The organism is Latilactobacillus curvatus JCM 1096 = DSM 20019 (genome assembly GCF_004101845.1).
GTDB lineage: Bacteria > Bacillota > Bacilli > Lactobacillales > Lactobacillaceae > Latilactobacillus > Latilactobacillus curvatus.
The window spans coordinates 807,716-825,788 of sequence record NZ_CP026116.1 but is presented as its reverse complement, the minus strand read 5'-3'; the positions used below and the strand labels follow the sequence as shown (position 1 = coordinate 825,788).

Here is an 18,073-nt window from a genome sequence, read left to right as displayed (position 1 = left end):
TGCTATAGTAGTACGTTGCTCTTAAAATTCCATGATAATTCAGTGGAATCCCAGTCTTCTTTACAAATTTGGATATTAAGGGCAATGTTATCCATTATTGCAATACTATCTTCATACAATACTGGAAAATTCTGCAAATCACCTGTTTGTAGATTTATTGTTGGATTAAGTATAGAAAAAATATAGTCAGCGAGTTTTGTATTTGTTAACCCGATTAAATAAATTAAAATATCATGATTGCTAGAAAACGCTTCATTACCAGCACTTTCGTGAATACTTCCAGGCTCTCTGTAACGTGAGGAAAATCCACCACTAGTTATTTTAGGAAATGAAAGTGCCTCCTTGAAATAATATGGTATATTCTTGATGGTTCTTGTATATGATTTCCATTTCTCTTTTGCTTCTAATTTGACTTCTTCTCCATCATTTTTCCAATTAATGATAAAATCGTAATTTCCGTACCACTTACGATAAGGACCACCTTTATCAATGGGGACCCATGTTAACTTATTTTTTAATGAAATATTATTATTATATACAGTAAAATTTATATTTATATAACTTACTTCAAACCACTGACGTAAAAAGTAGTCGTTATTTCCAGTCGTTAATCCACCGCGAGGTTCGGCAAAGTCTCCGAATCGTTTCCCTACAGAAAAATTTAAATCAGTGGATGACATTTAAAATCCCAAGATATTTCTGAAGAATCTACTTCTTTTTTGGTTTCCTTTATATTCTGATTAACTAACTCAGTAATTACTTTTTTTTCATTTAAATTGTTGCTTTCAATTATTGGTATGTTCGAAAGATTCCCAGCTGTTAAATTTAATGTTGGTGCAATATATGCTAAAAATTTTTCTGCTACAGGGGAATTAAGAAAACCAAGTATAAATTGATAATGCATATTAGAAATAGGAAACATTGAATCCCCGGACTGATCAAAAATTAAGTTTTTTGGTAAATATTTAAACTTCATTTCACTTGAGCCTATTCTTTTCCAGGAAATTCCTTCTAAGTAGTAATAATTCTCGTTACGTATAACAGAACCTTTATTATTTTTGATTTTATAACCATTATTCTCCCAAAGAATTACATCACTGAGATTACCATACCATTTAATAGATTCTCCCCCGGTGTTAATCTTTTGGTATTTTGCATAATGAGTATTATTCTGTATATTAGTATGAAAAAAATCCACTTCACTCCAATGCCTTAGAAAGGTATAATTATCACCTGTTTGCAGACCTGTTTTCGGTGAGTAATAATCTTGAAGAGGATTTCCATGAATAAATGCACTAAGCTCATTTTCACTTACCCAATACGAAATGGGTGATCCCGGAATTTTAATAAATTTTCTTTGATTTGTTCTATAATAATAATTAGTATCAATTTTTTGGATTGCTTCCAAAACTTTTTCTTTCTGAACAGTCATGCCCCCTTTAAAATCAGATAGCTTAAGATAATTTCCAACAGGCTCAGTTTTAGCATTCTTTATCATAAAACAACAAACCGGAACAGTGGCTTCTTCAAATGCCGAATATTCCATCTGTATAAGACTTGAGATACTCTTATTAGTAATCAAGAATGATCTTAATTCTTCATATGATTTAATAAACATCCAAACAAATGGTGTCATAAAGCCGGCATAACCGCCCTCGGTCAATATGTTACTATTCATTTTAATAAATACTGAGAAAAGATCTGTTTTGACATCTGGATAATTCTTTTTAACATATTTATCTAAATTAGAGCTCATCTTATTCAAATACGGCGGATTTGTTGTCACTGCTGTGTATTTGGTCATCAGTACTCTTGTAATATTAAGAATACTGATGACCTTTGTTTGTATTTCAGGTAGCTGATAAAGAATATCCATATCTGAGAAAAATTCAAATGACCCGATAAACTGTTCAAGCTGATCTAGCTCTGATTGTCGAAGTTCTTCAATCTTTAGAATAGAGCCAATTTCTGTTGCATTTTTAAATTGATCTAGAAGTCTAGTAAGTTGATTTAATAGAGTTGTTGTTAATTCATAAGAGTATGGGGATACTTCGGCTAATCGTTCGAAGTACTCATTTGGTATCTCAGGCGAATCAATAAACTGATGTAAATTTAGTTTTATTTCTTTAGATAAGATTCGTCGATTGTATTCTCGCCCCTTCATCATGATGGCAAAATATGCTAGTTGGTAGGCCCGTTTGTCAATTTCCAAACCAAATAGGTTGTTAGTCATAATCAATTCAGCTGCATCACGTTCTCTAAATCCTTCAGCTGTATAGAGCTGCATGAAGACATCGAAGGCATAAGCCAAAACATGTCCCGATCCCATAGCATTGTCTAAAAGTTTTAACTCTTGTAAAGCGAAACTAGTCGGCTAATGCTGTATTCATGATTTTCATAATCAGTTTTGTTTCGCGTTCTTCCATTTCTTTTATCACATGGAGGTAGACGCTTTGTGTTGTGGTGACATCTTTATGGCCAAGTCGGCGACTAACACTGAGAATGTTGACACCTTTGAATAGCAGGATTGAGGCATGGGTGTGCCGAAGTCCATGAAATGAGATTGGCGGAATATTAAGTTGATAACATAAGTTTTCTAGATAGCGATTAATCGTGGCACTGACGGGTAGTTTCCCCTGGAGATCGATACAAATTCTGTCATGACTTTTAAAACGGCGCTGGCGGATAACCTGTTTAATGACGACTAATGTACTTTTATCAACGTCGACAGTTCGTACTGAACTCGCATTTTTTGTTGTTTTAAAACCAGTATGGTATTTATAGTCCCAAGTCTTATTGACTGAGATGAGTTTATGCTTAAAGTCAATATCATCTACTGTAAGACCGAGAACTTCTGCATAGCGTAGGCCAGTCATCGCAGACAAATAGACGATAAAGGCATGTGAATCAGATGAATGGCTGCCGGTATAGTGAATGAGTTCTTGCCAATCCGAGTAGGAATGAAACATTACCTTTGCTTTCTTTTTCTTGCGACCAGTAACAATCGCTTTACGTGTAAAGTCGGTATTAAGCGTGCCTTCTTCAAGAATATCAAGAACGGCCGCGCGGATTTGTTTGTGAAATCCAGCGGTCGTTCTTTTTGCATGGGTTTTAGCAAATTGATTAAGCGCTTGTTGATAAGTTTGACGATCAAGTTGATCAAGATTGGTTGCGCCAAAGTAGGTCAGAATATGTTTATGAGTATTTTCATATTTGATATAAGTAACCGGTGAGATTGCTGGTTTTTTGAAAGTTTCCATCCATTCTTTAAAGTAAGCAGCAAGGGTAATTTTTCTGTTCATAATGATTCTTCCTTTCATATTTGGGATTAATATGATTTTAGCGAAGAATCGATACTAAGCGTAGGGTGCAAATCATAAAAAAAGACGGTATAATGTTGACTAGACGGATACTGGAGGAGTTAGTTCATGGCAACGTTAATTAAAGATAAATTTGATGCTTGGGAAAAAGAAGCACAAGCGCGATTTGACCAATTGAAATCAAACGAAGAAGAACTAAATAAAATTTTTATCGATCTCTATGGGTTACAAGATGAGCTTGACTATCATGTTAAGGATGACGAAATATCGGTGTCGCCTGCAGATAAGGGACGAGACATTAAATCCTTGATTAGCTATGCAGTAGGTTGTATGTTTGGCCGTTATTCACTTGATGAAGAGGGATTAGTATTTGCTGGTGGTGAATTCGATCTTTCACGCTACAAGAAATTTAAGCCAGATGCTGATAATATTCTATTACTAACTGATGATGAATATTCTCAAGATGATGAAAGTGATATTGTCATTAAATTTGTTAAATTCATTGCGACTGTTTACGGACAAGAAACACTTGAAGAAAATCTAGATTATATTGCGGATGTTTTACCTGGTAGTGGTAAGAGTCGCGATAAAATTCGGAAGTATTTTGTCTCGAAGTTCTATACCGATCATCTTAAAACTTATAAGAAACGACCGATTTATTGGCAATTTGATTCAGGTAAAGCGAACGGCGCTAAAGCACTAATGTATCTACATCGTTATGATGCCGATTTATTGGGGCATTTACGAACTGATTATATTACTAAATTAAAGCAAGCTTATCATTCTCGAATTGAATTACGCGAAAGTCAAAAATTAGCAGCATCTAATGCGGCTGAAATAACGCGATATGAAAAAGAAATGACGAAGATTAACAAGCAATTAAAAGAATTAAATGTGTTTGATGAAAAAATCGGCCATTTAGCTTTAAAGAAAATTGAGCTGGATTTAGATGACGGTGTAATTGTTAACTATGATAAGCTACAGCGTGATCCTGATACTGGTGAGAAATATGTTATTTTATCAAAAGGGGTTAAAGAACCCTAAGGAGTAGTGAATATATGTCAGATCTAAATCTGAGTCAAATTCAAACTCGCTTGAATGAGCTTTTCGTGACTTATGGGGAACGTAAGCTCATTTTTTGGTTTGATCCTAAGAAGGAATTTGAAGAAGACATTGATAATGGACAAATTGTATTAAATGGTGCGCAGATTTATAAACTGGCACCAGACAATCAATTTGAAACAAAACGTTTTTTTGAATTGGAAGACAAAGACAACAGTTACTTAATTTATGCGCCTTTTGAACGAATGAGTGATGATGACGAAAATAACTTTTTACTAAGTCTACTAAAATACTCGGGGACTTTTAATGCTGATCGAATCTCATTGATTATGACACAGCTTAACATTCCAGCAGAACTACATGCTGTTATGGAAACATATGCAAAATTCTTTGGCGCCAAGAGCCGAGTTGCATCTTTTGAAAAGATGATGACCGGTGAAATCAAATCCAGAGAAGAGCTTGAAATGTCGTTAATGGCGGTGTTAACAAGAGCCAACACTGCACAGTTTTATAGTGTCATTCAAGCGCTATTTGTTGAATACTCAGCAGATTTAAGTGATTCATATGACCAGTTGGTCCGGTTTGATTTAGCACCTGCGTTTTGGCAATATGTGGCCCATTATTATGGCTATACAACGACAGAACCAACGATTCAAAGTTTAGTGATTGCTTTTTTTGCAAATACTTATTTTGGACAATTGGGTTATCAAGAATTACCCGTAGGTTTAAAAGATTATGAAGTATTAGATCAAACAATGGCAATCGTTTCATTTATGGACGGTGTGATGAATGATTCTCGTTATTCGGAGCCAATTGATCGTCTAAGTGCAGATATTTATCGATTAATTAATGGTGATAAGTTACTTGATAAAGCGCCAATTGAAGAATTAATTGATGCTGATGTTTTTGAAGCAATTCATTCAAAGATTATTGAATATTATATTGCTCAACTTACAAATGATGATTTGACACCGCTGATTAATGGGATGTCATTGGAAGAGATTGTGGTTCGAAAGCAAAGAGCACATTTTGGATTCCGTTATGAACATCAATACCAAGCAATTTTAAATGCTCAAAAGTTATTGAATAGTGTGACAATCTTTAACATGAATCGCTTTAGTGACCTAGTGAAGGACTACGAAGATGAATTATATCTAATTGATCAATACTATCGAAAATTTACATTACATTTAGATCAGATTGATGAACACGCAAACTTTGCATCATTACAAAATGTTGTTGAAAAACATTATAAGCAGTTCTTAGATGAAATTGGTCGAACTTGGAATGAATTATTTTCATTAGATGAACGGCCATCGGTTCTAGATTTTTATGACAATTATGCAAAGAGTAAAACGAAAACGGTGGTCATTATTTCGGACGCACTACGCTATGAAATTGCTAAGGAAATTCAACAGTCAGTGGAAAACGAGAAGAAGTTTTCCACTAAGATGACGACGATCTTTTCTGTGCTACCTTCAGTGACTGAGTTTGGTAAAGCTGCTTCGTTGCGTTCTGGACAAGAAAGCTATGAATATCTCAGTGGAAATGACGTTCATGTTAATGGTTTGCCGACACAAGGAACAAAAGCACGGGATAAGGTGCTAAAAGTGAAAAATCCTAATGCACTCGCGATCACTTATTCTGATGTTGTTGATAGAAGTAATGCAAAAGAATTACGGGATCTGTTCAATGGCAAGGAGATCATTTATTTATATCATGATCAAATTGATAGGACCGGAGATCATGGACAAGAAATGCAGGTTTTTGATGCGGCAGAGCGAACGGTTAAAGAACTAAAAGCTGTAATTCCATATATTGCTAATGGGGCTAATGTGCAACGCTTTGTTATCACAGGAGATCATGGCTTTATTTATACACGCTCAGCGATTGAAGAGTACGAAAAAATTGAGAATCCATCTAACTTAGAAAATGATCGAGTTGAACGACGTTTTATTATTAGTGATCACCAATATGATGAAATTGGGATTAAGTCAATGAGATTGGGGACTGCGCTAAGAAATAATGATCAACGGTACATTCATTTCTCTGAAACATCAACAATCTTTAAAAAAGCGGGTGGCGGACAAAATTATTCCCATGGGGGTTCTTCTCCACAAGAAATGATGATTCCTGTTCTAGAAGTAAATGTTGCAAGGGGATCTGCACAAAAAGAACCAGTATCGGTTCAATTAATGACGGCTAAACGAAAAGTGGTAGGACTATCAATTTCACTTGAATTTTATCAAACAGAAGCAATTAGTGATTCTATTACGAAGGCCCAATATGCACTGTACTTTGAAGATAAACACGGTGTTCGAATTAGTAATGAAAATACTTACTATGCAGATTCAACAGCTGGTGCTTCAAGTGAGCGATTCACTAATTTTGCTTTTGAATTCGTTAACCGAAACTATGAAACCAATGAAGACATTTATTTAGTTATCAAGAACGAAGAAACGAAGGTTGAGTTAGATCGTGTTGATTTCGTGATTGATAATCCATTTGCCGGTGGATTTGGATTTGATATTTAGGAGGTGAGATTTGTGGATCAAGTTATTTTAGATAAACTCGTCGCAAATTTCCCTGGGAAGTTTGTTCGTAAGGATCTGACTAAGAAAATTAAGGAAGGGGCTAATGTTCCAGTATACGTATTAGAGTATTTATTGGGAATGTATGCCTCTTCTTTGGACGAAGAATTAGTCGAAAAAGGTGTTGAAAATGTTAAGAATATCTTAGCGCGTAATTATGTTCGCCCGGATGAAGCGGAAAAAGTTAAAGCTAAGATTCGTGAAAATGGTGGCTACACAGTTATTGACAAAGTAACTGTTTCCCTAAATGAGCACAAGGATCAATATGAAGCTGAATTCTCTAACTTAGGGTTAGCTGGCGTGCAGATTAGTGATGAATATCCTAAAAAATATGATCGCTTATTAGGCGGTGGTATTTGGTGTATTGTTCAAATGGAGTACTGGTTTAACGAAAATGATCAAAGAAATTCGCCATTTATTGCTAAAAAAGTAGATCCAATTCAAATGCCAGGATTAGATATTGAGGAATTAAAAAGAGGACGTGCTGCATTCACAGAAGACGAATGGATCGATTTAGTTTTGCGGTCAATTGGAATGGAACCAACACAGTTTGATGAACGTGTAAAATGGCTTCATTTAGCAAGATTGGTTCCCTTAATTGAAAATAATTTTAACCTATGTGAATTGGGTCCGCGTGGAACAGGAAAATCACATGTCTATAAAGAAATATCACCCAATTCTATTTTAGTTTCTGGTGGTCAAACTACAGTCGCTAATCTTTTTTACAATATGGCACGTCGATCAATGGGGCTAGTGGGTATGTGGGATACTGTGGCCTTCGACGAGGTTGCTGGCATTAATGTCAAAGACGGTGATCTTGTTCAAATTATGAAGGATTATATGGCCTCGGGTTCATTTGCTCGTGGTAAAGAAGAAAAGAATGCGTCGGCGTCCATGGTATTTGTCGGGAATATTAACCAAAGTGTTGATGTGATTTTAAAAACATCCAACCTTTTTGAACCATTTCCCGAAAAGATGGGAACTGATTCAGCGTTCTTAGATCGGATGCATTGCTATTTACCAGGGTGGGAGATTCCTAAATATCGTCCGGAATTCTTTACAAATGATTATGGCTTTATTACTGATTATTTTTCGGAGGTAATGCGAGAACTAAGAAAAACAACCTATAGTGACGCAATTGATAAGTATTTTAAATTAGGAACACAGTTAAATCAAAGAGATACGATTGCAGTTAAGAAGATGGTCTCAGGTTTAATTAAATTAGTTTATCCAGATGGTAAATTTGGTAAAGCAGAAGTAGAAAAAATCCTGAGTTTCTCAATTGAGATGCGGCGCCGTGTTAAGGAGCAACTTAAGAAAATTGGTGGTATGGAATTTTTCGATGTCAATCTTTCTTATATTGATCTGGAAGAAAATCGTGAAGAATATGTTGCAGTTCCTGAGCAGGGGAGTGGGACGTTAATTCCAGAAGGGATTGGGAAACCAGGACATATCTATTCTGTTTCGACAGGCGCTAGTGGTAGAATTGGGACTTTTACGTTTGAAACTCAAATGGTTGCTGGAAATGGTAAATTTAAAGCGACCGGCCTTGGTGGAGATGGTCAAGCTAAAGAAAAAGCCGATTCAGCTTATAAGTATCTAAATGCGAATGCGAGCTCTATAAGTGCTAGCATCTCAACAACAACCCACGATTATGTGTTTAATACACAAGACTTAAACGGTGTTGGAAATCCGGAAATGCTATCGCTACCTGCATTGATAGCACTTTGTTCAGTAACTTTAAATCGCCCACTTGTTGCTAGCACTGTCATTTTAGGAGACGTAACAATTGGCGGAACTTTAGTCAAAGTGACGAATTTAGCTGATATGATGCAAGTAGCAAGAGATTCAGGTGCTAAAAAGATTTTAGTACCGATGATGAATGCGGCGGATTTATCAACTGTACCGCCAGAATTAATGGCAACGTTTAACATCATTTTTTATCAAACACCGGAAGATGCAGTTTATAAGGTATTAGGCGTTGAATGAGATTCAATATATAGAAATCCAGTGTTTTCTAGCGGGGGATATTTAGATGGCAATTACAACTAATTATAAAGAACTAAAACTATGTAAACATGGGTTACCTACATGGGATGCGATGTTACCAGTTGTTTTATTGGTAGCAAGTGAGCATGCCGAGCCAATCAAAAGAAGTACGATTAAAGATGAAGCTATCAAAAAAATGGAATTACCTAAATCACTTCAGCAATTGAAATCAGATAGAGGCGAAAGTATTATTTATAGTCGGATTGGGTGGCCCATATCTGAATTGGCGGTTAGTGGCTTATTAGAACGACCCAAACGAGGCCTTTATCAAATTACAAACTTAGGTAAGCAGTTACTATTTGAAAAGGGTAATAAATTGACTTCTGAATTTATTCGTCAGCAACCCCAATATATCCAACATCAAAAAGAACTAGTACAAAAAGGCAACAATGAGATTGTAGAATCGGCGAACATTGCAAATGATGATGCCGATACTAACCCACTTCAATTGGTGGATTCAGTAGTGAAAAAATATAATGATTCAGTTAGCATTGAGTTACTTGAACGTATTCGGAAAGGCTCTCCTTATTTTTTCGAGAAATTAGTTATTGAACTCCTTAGCAATATGGGCTATAAAGGCGAAAATGGACATGCAATGGTCACACAGAAAAGTAACGATAAAGGTATCGACGGGATTATTAATCAAGACGCTTTAGGAACAAGTACGGTCTACTTGCAAGCTAAGAAGTACCAAGTTGGTAATAATGTTCAGCGTAATGAAATGCAGGCATTTTTTGGCGCTTTGAGTGGCTATGGTTCGGATCGTGGTGTTTTTATAACAACATCTGATTTTTCGGACGGTGCAGTTGAGTACGCGAAAAATCAGCATATCGTGTTAATTAATGGGTTACAATTGAGCGATCTAATGCTGCAGTATCAGGTTGGTGTGAACGTTAAGAAGCAATATACAACATTTGATATTGATGAAGATTTCTTTATTGAAGATGATTAATTGATGAATAGAAGATAGCTTTCTATACGTAATGGTCAGTAACCGCGACCTATGCAGACGGAACAGTGATTGAGTCTGGTGGCTCTAATGATTATCCGCCTCGCTTTGGGACAGTTAGAAATTTGTTTAAACCAGTTCAACAACAGTTTTTAAAAGATTAGATGTGTAATGAATAAAGCCTTAGGGATTAGTTTTTTAAGCTAATCCCTAAGGCTTTATTTTTATGAGTGCTTTAGTTATTCTCGTAGTATCTTCTCCATCGTCTTCTCCTTCGCCAATTCATCCACCAACTTATCGAGCCAGCAAATTTTTTGCATCAGTGGGTCTTCAATGGCTTCAACGCGGACGCCGCAAACCACGCCGGTGATTAGATTACAGTTTGGGTTCATCTGCGGTGCTTCTTCGAAGAACGTTTGGTAGGTGACGTCTTTTGAGAGTTGGGTTTCGAGTTCAGTTTGGGTGTAGCCGGCTAGCCAGCGGATAATCTGATTGACTTCGGCTTGGGTGCGGTTTTTGCGTTCGGCTTTTTGGACGAGCATGGGGTAGATTTTGGAAAGAGACATGTTGAAGATGCTTTGTCTGGGCATGAGAAGGCCTCCTTGGCAGTTTAGATAATTAATATATAGCATGTAATGAAAATGAATACAAAATTTAGGTCTGAGAAAGAGTGAAGTTATTTTTCACTCTTTTTCTTTTGCCCTATTTCTTTTCCGTTACTTTCTTGTTATAATCGATACCAGTTGTCCGTGTTATAATACAGCGGACTAAATGTTATAACAGAGGAGAGTACAGATGAGTATTGGCGATATTTTAACGAAGACGTTTACGAACATGGATATTGTGAGTTCGATCACGTCGACAGTGTTTATTATTTTATTAGGATTCTACTGCCGCAAACGCGAGATCTTCACGGATAAATTTGGGAAGATTCTGTCAAAAGTCGTTTTAACGGTTGCTTTACCAGCACTAGCATTCAACTCATTCATGCAAGATATTAATGGGAAGACTTTAAAAGAAGGTATCAACGTTTTAGTTTGGGGCTTCTTGATCTATATTATTTTAATTTTAATTTCAAAACCGTTATACTTACGTTTTAAGGGTGATCAACAAGATACATTACGCGTGTTGACCATCTTTGGTTCAACAACGTTCTTCGGGATTCCAATTGTTGGCGCCGTTTTCGGAGCTAAAGGGGTTATGTATAGCTCAATTTTCAACATTGGTTATCGCGTGTTCTTATACTCATATGGGTACATCAAGATGAGTGGCTTGAAGATGGAATCGAAGAACTTGAAAAACATGTTCTTAAATCCAATCGTGATCGCCACATTTGCGGGGTTAATCATCTGGTTAATCCAAGGCGTATTACCACAAGTGGCGGTTGCTGGGCATTCAGTGGCTTTCTTACGAATTGATCAAACAGCGCCGTGGTTGTTCAAACCAATGACGTACTTAGCTGGTTTATGTTCACCATTAGCTTGGTTAGCAATTGGGACAACACTTGGCGAAATCAGCTTCAAAGAAGCTGCTTCGGACAAGACATCATGGATTTATAGTATTAACAAAGTGATTTTAGTACCTGCTTTAAACATCGTGTTATTGGCCATCTTAACAATGACCCACATTTTACCAGTTAGCTATATCAGTTTGGCAACGATTGTCATCATGATGGCAACGCCAACGGCAACGGTCGCCGCTGCTTACGCGATTAGTTTTGACAAGGATGCGGTCTTAGCATCGAACGCGTCATTACTATCAACGGTCTTAGCTGTTGTGATGACGCCAGTCTGGTTAGTGATTTTAGAAGTGATTAACCAAATCGGGATTTTCTAGGAAGAGGGAAATTAAATGTTTAAAATTGCTTGTTACGGCGTTCGTCCGAATGAAGTGGCGACGTTCAATAAATATAACAACTACGATTATGATTTAACGTTAATTGAAGACTTATTGACTCACGACAATATCGAAACGGCTAAGGGGCATGACGCGGTCTTGTTACGTGCCAACTGTACCGCTGATGCGCAAAACTTAGCGAAGTTGAATGAATACGGGATTCGTTACGTGTTTACCCGGACAGTCGGTTACGGTCATATCGATTTGGCCGCAGCAGGCAAGTACAACATGGAAGTTGCTCGCGTGCCAGCCTACTCGCCAAACGCGATTGCTGAATTGGCATTGACGCTAGGGATGTCATTGTTGCGTCACACCACTTACACAACGAATCGGACAGCCCATCATGATTTCCGTGTGAGCCCAGTGATGTTCAGTAAAGAAGTCCGCAACTGTACGGTTGGGATTATCGGGACTGGCAAGATTGGCTACACCGAAGCGAAGTTATACAAAGGCTTAGGTGCCAAGGTTGTGGGTTATGACTTATATCCATCAGAAATCGCTAAGGAAGTGCTTGATTTTGTCAGCTTGGATGAATTATTAGCCCAAAGTGACATTGTCAGCTTGCACATTCCATACTTCGCTGGTCAAAACGACCAATTCATCAATGCAGACTTAATCGCAAAGATGAAGAACGATGCAATCTTGGTGAATACAGCCCGCGGTCAATTGCAAGATAACCGTGCGATTATCGACGCCTTGAAAGCTAATCAACTGGGAGCTTTTGCCGCTGACGTATTACCAGCTGAAGGCGAAATCTTCTTCAAGCAATTCCCGGCAGACCAACCTGTGCCAGATGCAACCACCCAAGAATTGATTGATTTATACCCCCGTGTCTTGTTGACGCCACACGTTGGTTCAAATACTGACGAAGCCCTCAAGAACATGGTCGAGATTAGTTTTGAAAACTTCCATGAAATCTTGACGACGGGTAAGACGCAAAATAGCGTCGCAACCACTGAAAATTAAAGCGGTTGTTTGTATTTTCATGAAAAATATGGTATATTGTTATCAGTAATTAGATACTTCAGAGCGAGTGAGCAGAAATGCTCACTCTTTTTATTGGAGCACGTCTAATCTGAAATATAAAAATGAATTGGAGGGAATCATTTGAGTACCGTTGTGGAAACAGTTCACGATCTGATCGTGCCGATTCTTGATCAACACCATTTTGAATTAGTGGACATTGAATTTGTTAAAGAAGGTAGCAGTTGGTATCTGCGCGTCTTCATTGACAAACCAAATGGCATTGACCTTGAAGATTGTGCCTTAGTAAACGATGCGTTAAGTGAGAAACTGGATTCAATCGACCCGGATCCAATTCCGCAGGCTTATTTCTTAGATGTTTCATCACCTGGTGCAGAGCGTCCTTTAAAGAAGGAAGCCGATTTCCAAAAAGCACTTGGCGAATACATTCATATCTCGTTATACCAAGCTGTTGATGGCGAGAAAATCTATCAAGGTACACTAAAAGCCCTTGATGATGACACTTTAACTTTAGTGATTAAAATTAAAACGCGTCAAAAAGAAGTAACGTTTAATCGTAAGGAAATTGCCAAAGCTCGCTTAGCAATTGAATTTTAGTAAAGGTAGGCTAGTTACATGAGCAAGGAAATGTTAGGTGCACTTGATGCGCTAGAACAAGAAAAAGGCGTTAAAAAAGAGATTGTTATTGAAGCCCTTGAAGCAGCACTTGTTTCTGCTTATAAGCGGAATTACGGTCAAGCACAAAACGTGGAAGTTGAATTCGATCAAAAGAAGGGTAACATCCACGTCTATGCTGTCAAAGAAGTCACTGACGAAGTGTTTGATTCACGTCTTGAAGTGAGCTACCAAGATGCTTTGGAAATTAACAAGGCATACGAAGTGGGCGATACAATTCGTTTTGAAGTCACACCAAAAGACTTCGGCCGAATTGCAGCCCAAACTGCTAAACAAGTGATTATGCAACGGGTTCGTGAAGCTGAAAGAAGTATCATTTACAATGAATACAGCCAATACGAAAACGAAATTATGCAAGGGGTCGTTGAACGCCGCGATAACAAGTTCATCTATGTCAACTTAGGCAAGATCGAAGCTGTTTTAAGCAAGCAAGACCAAATTCCAAACGAGGAATACCAAGCACATGATCGGATTAAGGTTTACGTTTCAAAAGTGGAAAATACAACTAAAGGCCCACAAGTCTTTGTTAGTCGGACACACCCTGATTTAGTGAAACGTTTATTCGAACAAGAAGTTCCAGAGATTTATGACGGCACCGTTGAAATTGTCTCAATCGCTCGCGAAGCTGGTGATCGGACAAAGATGGCTGTTCGTTCAACAGACCCCAACGTCGACCCAGTCGGCACCTGTGTTGGGCCTAAGGGACAACGGGTTCAACTAGTTGTTAATGAATTACACGGCGAAAACATGGACATTGTGAAGTGGGAAGAAGATCCTTCAGACTACATCGCCAATGCCTTGAATCCTGCCGAAGTCATCGCTGTTCAATTTAACGGTGATAGCGAACATACATGTACAGTCATCGTCCCTGATTATCAATTGTCATTGGCAATTGGTAAAAAAGGTCAAAATGCACGGTTAGCTGCGAAGCTAACGGGCTACAAGATTGACATCAAACCTGAATCTGAAGTCGAATTCGTTGATGAAGACGATAGTCAAGATGAAGGTGCAGTCGTTGAAGGTTTTGAAGAAGAAACAACAGAAGCTGTTGAAGGCTTCGAAGACCAAGCAACGGATTCTGCTGTTGATTCTGAAGAACAACCACAAGAATAAGTGAGGTGTTCATGATGAAACAAAGAAAAGTACCAATGAGAAAAGACGTTATTTCGCAAGAAATGAAGCCTAAAAAAGAAATGGTGCGGATTGTAAAGACTGCCGAAGGTGAGATTAGTATTGACCCAACTGGTAAGAAATCAGGTCGTGGCGCTTATGTTTCACTAGAACCTGATGCAATCAAGACCGCCCAAAGCAAGAAAATTTTAGAAAAGACGTTTGGGATTGACGTTGCAGAATCATTTTATACAGAATTATTCGAATATGTTGATCATCAAAAGGCTCGGCTAGAATTATTTGGAGAACGAAAATGAGTGAACAACCAGACCGTTTATTACAACTCTTAGGTATTTGCATGAGAGCACGGCAACTGGTCAGTGGTGAAGAACAAGTCCTAAAAGCCATTCAACAGCAAAAAGCGAAATTGGTTTTTATCGGCTCAGACATTAGCCAACTGACACAGAAGAAATTGACTGATAAGAGTCATTTCTACGAAATCCCGGAAACAAAAGCGTATACCGCGGCCCAGCTAACCCAAGCAATTGGATTACATAGAGCCACCATCGCGGTTGTTGATGCCGGGTTTGCCAAAAAGATGATAACGCTACTGGGATAATAAAGGAGCGTGAAGATATGGGTAAAAAACGTATCTATGAATTAGCAAAAGAAATTAACGTTGCCAGCAAGGATCTTTTAGAAACTGCCGTTAAAAAAGGTTACGATCTAAAAAATCACATGGCAACTATCGATGACAATCAAGAAAAAGCTTTGAGAGCCATCTTCCATAAGGAAACAAAACCAGCTGCAACGACAACTGACAGCAAGCCAGCCGCAGCACCTGCTGCACCAAAGGCAAGCGAAAAAACAGATAACGGTAAGATTAAGATTAACAAAGCCGCTATCCGTCGTCGTCCAGAAGCTAGCAGCAAACCAGCACCTCGTTCAAACAACCAACGCCCACAAGGCAACCGGAATGGCCAAGCATCAAATGGTCAAAACCGCAACAATGCCAATGGTCGTCCTAACAACAATAACGCCCGTCCTAATAATGGTCGCCCTAACAATAATGCGGCTAACCGGACAAACGGCAATACGCGTCCAGCTGGGTCAAACCAACCATTGAGCTTGCAAGAACAAATCTCACAAGCTAATGCACGTCGTCAAAGAACGCAAGAACGCATTCAACAACAACGTGAACAACGCGAAGCAGACGAAAAGAAACGCCGTCAACAAAGTAACCGCCCACGGCCAGCTGCTAAACCAAACGGTAATAACAGCAGTCGTCCAGCCGGCAACAAGCCAGCCGGCGCACGCCCAACGACAACAAATAATCGTCCTGCAAACAGCAATAACAACGGCCGTCCAGCAAACAATACAAACAGCCGTCCTAATAACAACTCGAACCAAAGTCGGCCAGTTTCGGCACAAGAAATGCAACAAAAAATGCAAGCTAATACGGTGAGTGCTGCTAAACCAGCATCAAACAATACAGCAAGCAAGCCAAAGAACTTTGGCCCAGATAAGAAACGTGGCGGCGGGTATAACAGCTACGGTAACAATCAACAACGTTTCAATAAGAAACGTAAGAAGACCCGTAAGCAACAATTAGCTGAACAAAATGCTGCTAAGAAGGAAATGCCACAACGTAAAGAACGGCCATTACCAGAAGTATTAGTTTACTCTGAAGGCATGAACGTTGCGGACATCGCTAAGAAGATTCACCGTGAACCAGCTGAAATTATCAAGAAGTTATTCATGTTAGGGATTATGGTTAACATGAACCAATCACTTGATAAGGATACAATCGAATTATTAGCAACGGATTACGGCATCGAAGCAGAACAAAAAGTGGAAGTGGATATTGCTGATATCGATTCAGTATTTGAAACAGAAGCTAAGAGTGATGCCAACCTTGTGAGCCGTCCACCAGTTGTCACAATCATGGGTCACGTTGATCATGGTAAGACAACCTTATTGGATAACTTACGTAACAGTCACGTGACTGATGGTGAAGCCGGTGGGATTACGCAACATATCGGTGCTTACCAAACGGAGTTAAACGATCGTTTAATCACATTCTTAGATACACCTGGACATGCGGCCTTCAGTAACATGCGTGCGCGTGGTGCTGATATCACTGATATCATCATCTTAGTTGTTGCTGCTGATGACGGTGTGATGCCACAAACAATCGAAGCCATCAACCATGCCAAGGCTGCTAAAGCCCCAATCATCGTTGCGGTGAATAAGATTGATAAACCAGGCGCAAACCCAGATCACGTCATGGAACAATTGATGGGTTACGGCCTTGTTCCTGAAGACTGGGGTGGCGATACCATCTTTGTTAAGATCTCAGCTAAGACTGGTGAAAACATTGATGAATTACTTGAAATGGTGCTTCTTGAAGCCGACGTGCTTGAATTGAAGGCTAACCCAGATCAAAAAGCAGTTGGGACAGTTATCGAAGCCCGTCTTGATAAGGGTAAAGGACCTGTTGCATCACTCTTGATCCAACAAGGGACATTGAAGATTGGTGATCCAATCGTTGTTGGGAATACCTTTGGTCGTGTCCGTGTCATGACAAATGATCGCGGTCGTCGTGTGAAGGAAGTCTTCCCATCAGAACCAGTTGAAATTACTGGGTTAAATGATGTGCCACAAGCAGCTGACCGTTTTGTTGTCTTTGAAGACGAAAAAACAGCTCGTGCTGCTGGTGAAGAACGTGCCAAACGTGCGCTCTTGAAGGAACGTAGCCGTTCAAACCCTGTCACATTAGATAACTTGTTCGAAACTATGAAACAAGGCGAATTAAAAGAAGTTGGCGTTATTATCAAAGCCGACGTACAAGGTTCAACAGAAGCCTTGGCTGGTAGTTTACGGAAGATTGAAGTCGAAGGCGTGCGCGTGAATATTATTCATGAAGCCGTTGGTGCGATTAACGAAAGTGACGTCACATTAGCTGCTGCAAGTAACGCCATCATCATCGGGTTCAATGTTCGCCCAACACCACAAGCTAAGATTCAAGCCGATGCTGAACAAGTTGATATTCGTTTACACCGAATCATCTACAAGGCAATCGAAGAAATCGAAGCTGCTATGAAGGGTATGTTAGAACCAGTTTACGAAGAAAAAGTAACGGGTCAATTAACTGTTCGTGAAACATACAATGTTTCTAAGATCGGGACAATTGCCGGTTGTATCGTTGACACTGGCGTTATCCAACGTGATAGTGGTGTCCGCTTAATTCGTGACGGTATCGTGATTTATGAAGGTAAACTTTCAAGCTTGAAACGTTTCAAAGATGACGTTAAAGAAGTCAAAACTGGCTTTGAATGTGGTGTGACAATCGAAGATTACAATGATATTAAGATTGATGATCAAATTGAAGCCTACGTGATGGAAGAAGTACCTGTTAAATAATTAATTTACAGGAG

Annotated in this window: 15 protein-coding genes; 11 read left to right on the top strand and 4 right to left on the bottom strand. The window is 38.7% G+C overall.

Going from position 1 to position 18,073, the window contains the following annotated elements:
* Window positions 1-2 precede the first annotated feature (2 nt).
* From LCU_RS04395 to LCU_RS04385, 3 genes are read right to left on the bottom strand one after another with little or no spacing between them, the layout of a single operon-like run.
* The gene (locus tag LCU_RS04395; RefSeq protein WP_056967053.1) at window positions 3-680 is read right to left on the bottom strand and encodes a hypothetical protein; all 678 of its coding nucleotides are present in this window, start codon (window positions 678-680) and stop codon (window positions 3-5) included.
* The gene (gene pglX, locus LCU_RS04390) at window positions 662-2,329 is read right to left on the bottom strand and encodes a BREX-1 system adenine-specific DNA-methyltransferase PglX (RefSeq protein WP_056967056.1); all 1,668 of its coding nucleotides are present in this window, start codon (window positions 2,327-2,329) and stop codon (window positions 662-664) included. The genes LCU_RS04395 and pglX overlap by 19 nt, the downstream gene beginning before the upstream one ends.
* 37 nt (window positions 2,330-2,366) lie before the next feature.
* Entirely contained in the window at window positions 2,367-3,302 is a 936-nt protein-coding gene (locus LCU_RS04385; protein ID WP_056966489.1) for a tyrosine-type recombinase/integrase, read from the bottom strand.
* A 126-nt stretch (window positions 3,303-3,428) separates the two neighbouring features.
* On the opposite strand from LCU_RS04385, the gene LCU_RS04380 reads away from it, so the two are divergent.
* Genes LCU_RS04380 through LCU_RS04365 form a run of 4 tightly spaced genes read left to right on the top strand, consistent with a single transcriptional unit; the run spans window position 3,429 to window position 9,974 of the window.
* Window positions 3,429-4,364, top strand: coding sequence for a BREX-1 system adenine-specific DNA-methyltransferase PglX (locus tag LCU_RS04380; protein ID WP_056966487.1), 936 nt, complete (start codon window positions 3,429-3,431; stop codon window positions 4,362-4,364).
* 14 nt (window positions 4,365-4,378) lie between these two features.
* Window positions 4,379-6,916: a BREX-1 system phosphatase PglZ type A gene (gene pglZ, locus LCU_RS04375; RefSeq protein ID WP_056966485.1), complete on the top strand. Its 2,538-nt coding sequence runs from the start codon at window positions 4,379-4,381 to the stop codon at window positions 6,914-6,916.
* A 12-nt stretch (window positions 6,917-6,928) separates the two neighbouring features.
* Window positions 6,929-8,962: a protease Lon-related BREX system protein BrxL gene (gene brxL, locus LCU_RS04370; RefSeq protein WP_056966481.1), complete on the top strand. Its 2,034-nt coding sequence runs from the start codon at window positions 6,929-6,931 to the stop codon at window positions 8,960-8,962.
* Window positions 8,963-9,008: 46 nt separating this feature from the next.
* The gene (locus LCU_RS04365; protein WP_056966479.1) at window positions 9,009-9,974 is read left to right on the top strand and encodes a restriction endonuclease; all 966 of its coding nucleotides are present in this window, start codon (window positions 9,009-9,011) and stop codon (window positions 9,972-9,974) included.
* Between the two features lie 236 nt (window positions 9,975-10,210).
* On the opposite strand, the gene LCU_RS04360 is transcribed toward LCU_RS04365, so the two are convergent.
* Window positions 10,211-10,561 carry a DUF2200 domain-containing protein gene (locus LCU_RS04360; protein WP_056966477.1) on the bottom strand — a complete coding sequence of 117 codons (351 nt, stop codon included), beginning with the start codon at window positions 10,559-10,561 and terminating at the stop codon, window positions 10,211-10,213.
* A 205-nt stretch (window positions 10,562-10,766) separates the two neighbouring features.
* Here LCU_RS04360 and LCU_RS04355 point away from each other — a divergent pair, with 205 nt between their 5' ends.
* The 7 genes from LCU_RS04355 to infB all read left to right on the top strand — a co-directional run bounded on the left by LCU_RS04355 (window position 10,767) and on the right by infB (window position 18,059).
* Window positions 10,767-11,807, top strand: a complete 1,041-nt coding sequence (locus LCU_RS04355; RefSeq protein ID WP_054644350.1) for an AEC family transporter — start codon at window positions 10,767-10,769, stop codon at window positions 11,805-11,807.
* Between the two features lie 15 nt (window positions 11,808-11,822).
* Window positions 11,823-12,833, top strand: coding sequence for a 2-hydroxyacid dehydrogenase (locus tag LCU_RS04350; protein ID WP_004270060.1), 1,011 nt, complete (start codon window positions 11,823-11,825; stop codon window positions 12,831-12,833).
* A gap of 141 nt (window positions 12,834-12,974) precedes the next feature.
* The gene (rimP, locus tag LCU_RS04345; RefSeq protein ID WP_004270055.1) at window positions 12,975-13,448 is read left to right on the top strand and encodes a ribosome maturation factor RimP; all 474 of its coding nucleotides are present in this window, start codon (window positions 12,975-12,977) and stop codon (window positions 13,446-13,448) included.
* An 18-nt stretch (window positions 13,449-13,466) separates the two neighbouring features.
* The gene (gene nusA, locus LCU_RS04340; protein ID WP_056966475.1) at window positions 13,467-14,639 is read left to right on the top strand and encodes a transcription termination factor NusA; all 1,173 of its coding nucleotides are present in this window, start codon (window positions 13,467-13,469) and stop codon (window positions 14,637-14,639) included.
* Between the two features lie 14 nt (window positions 14,640-14,653).
* A complete protein-coding gene (gene rnpM, locus LCU_RS04335) occupies window positions 14,654-14,953 on the top strand; it encodes an RNase P modulator RnpM (protein ID WP_035186055.1) in 300 nt (99 codons plus the stop codon).
* Complete coding sequence (locus LCU_RS04330) at window positions 14,950-15,255, top strand: L7Ae/L30e/S12e/Gadd45 family ribosomal protein (RefSeq protein ID WP_004265406.1); 306 nt, start codon at window positions 14,950-14,952, stop codon at window positions 15,253-15,255. The genes rnpM and LCU_RS04330 overlap by 4 nt, the downstream gene beginning before the upstream one ends.
* Window positions 15,256-15,272: 17 nt before the next feature.
* Entirely contained in the window at window positions 15,273-18,059 is a 2,787-nt protein-coding gene (gene infB, locus LCU_RS04325; RefSeq protein WP_056966473.1) for a translation initiation factor IF-2, read from the top strand.
* Window positions 18,060-18,073 lie beyond the last annotated feature (14 nt).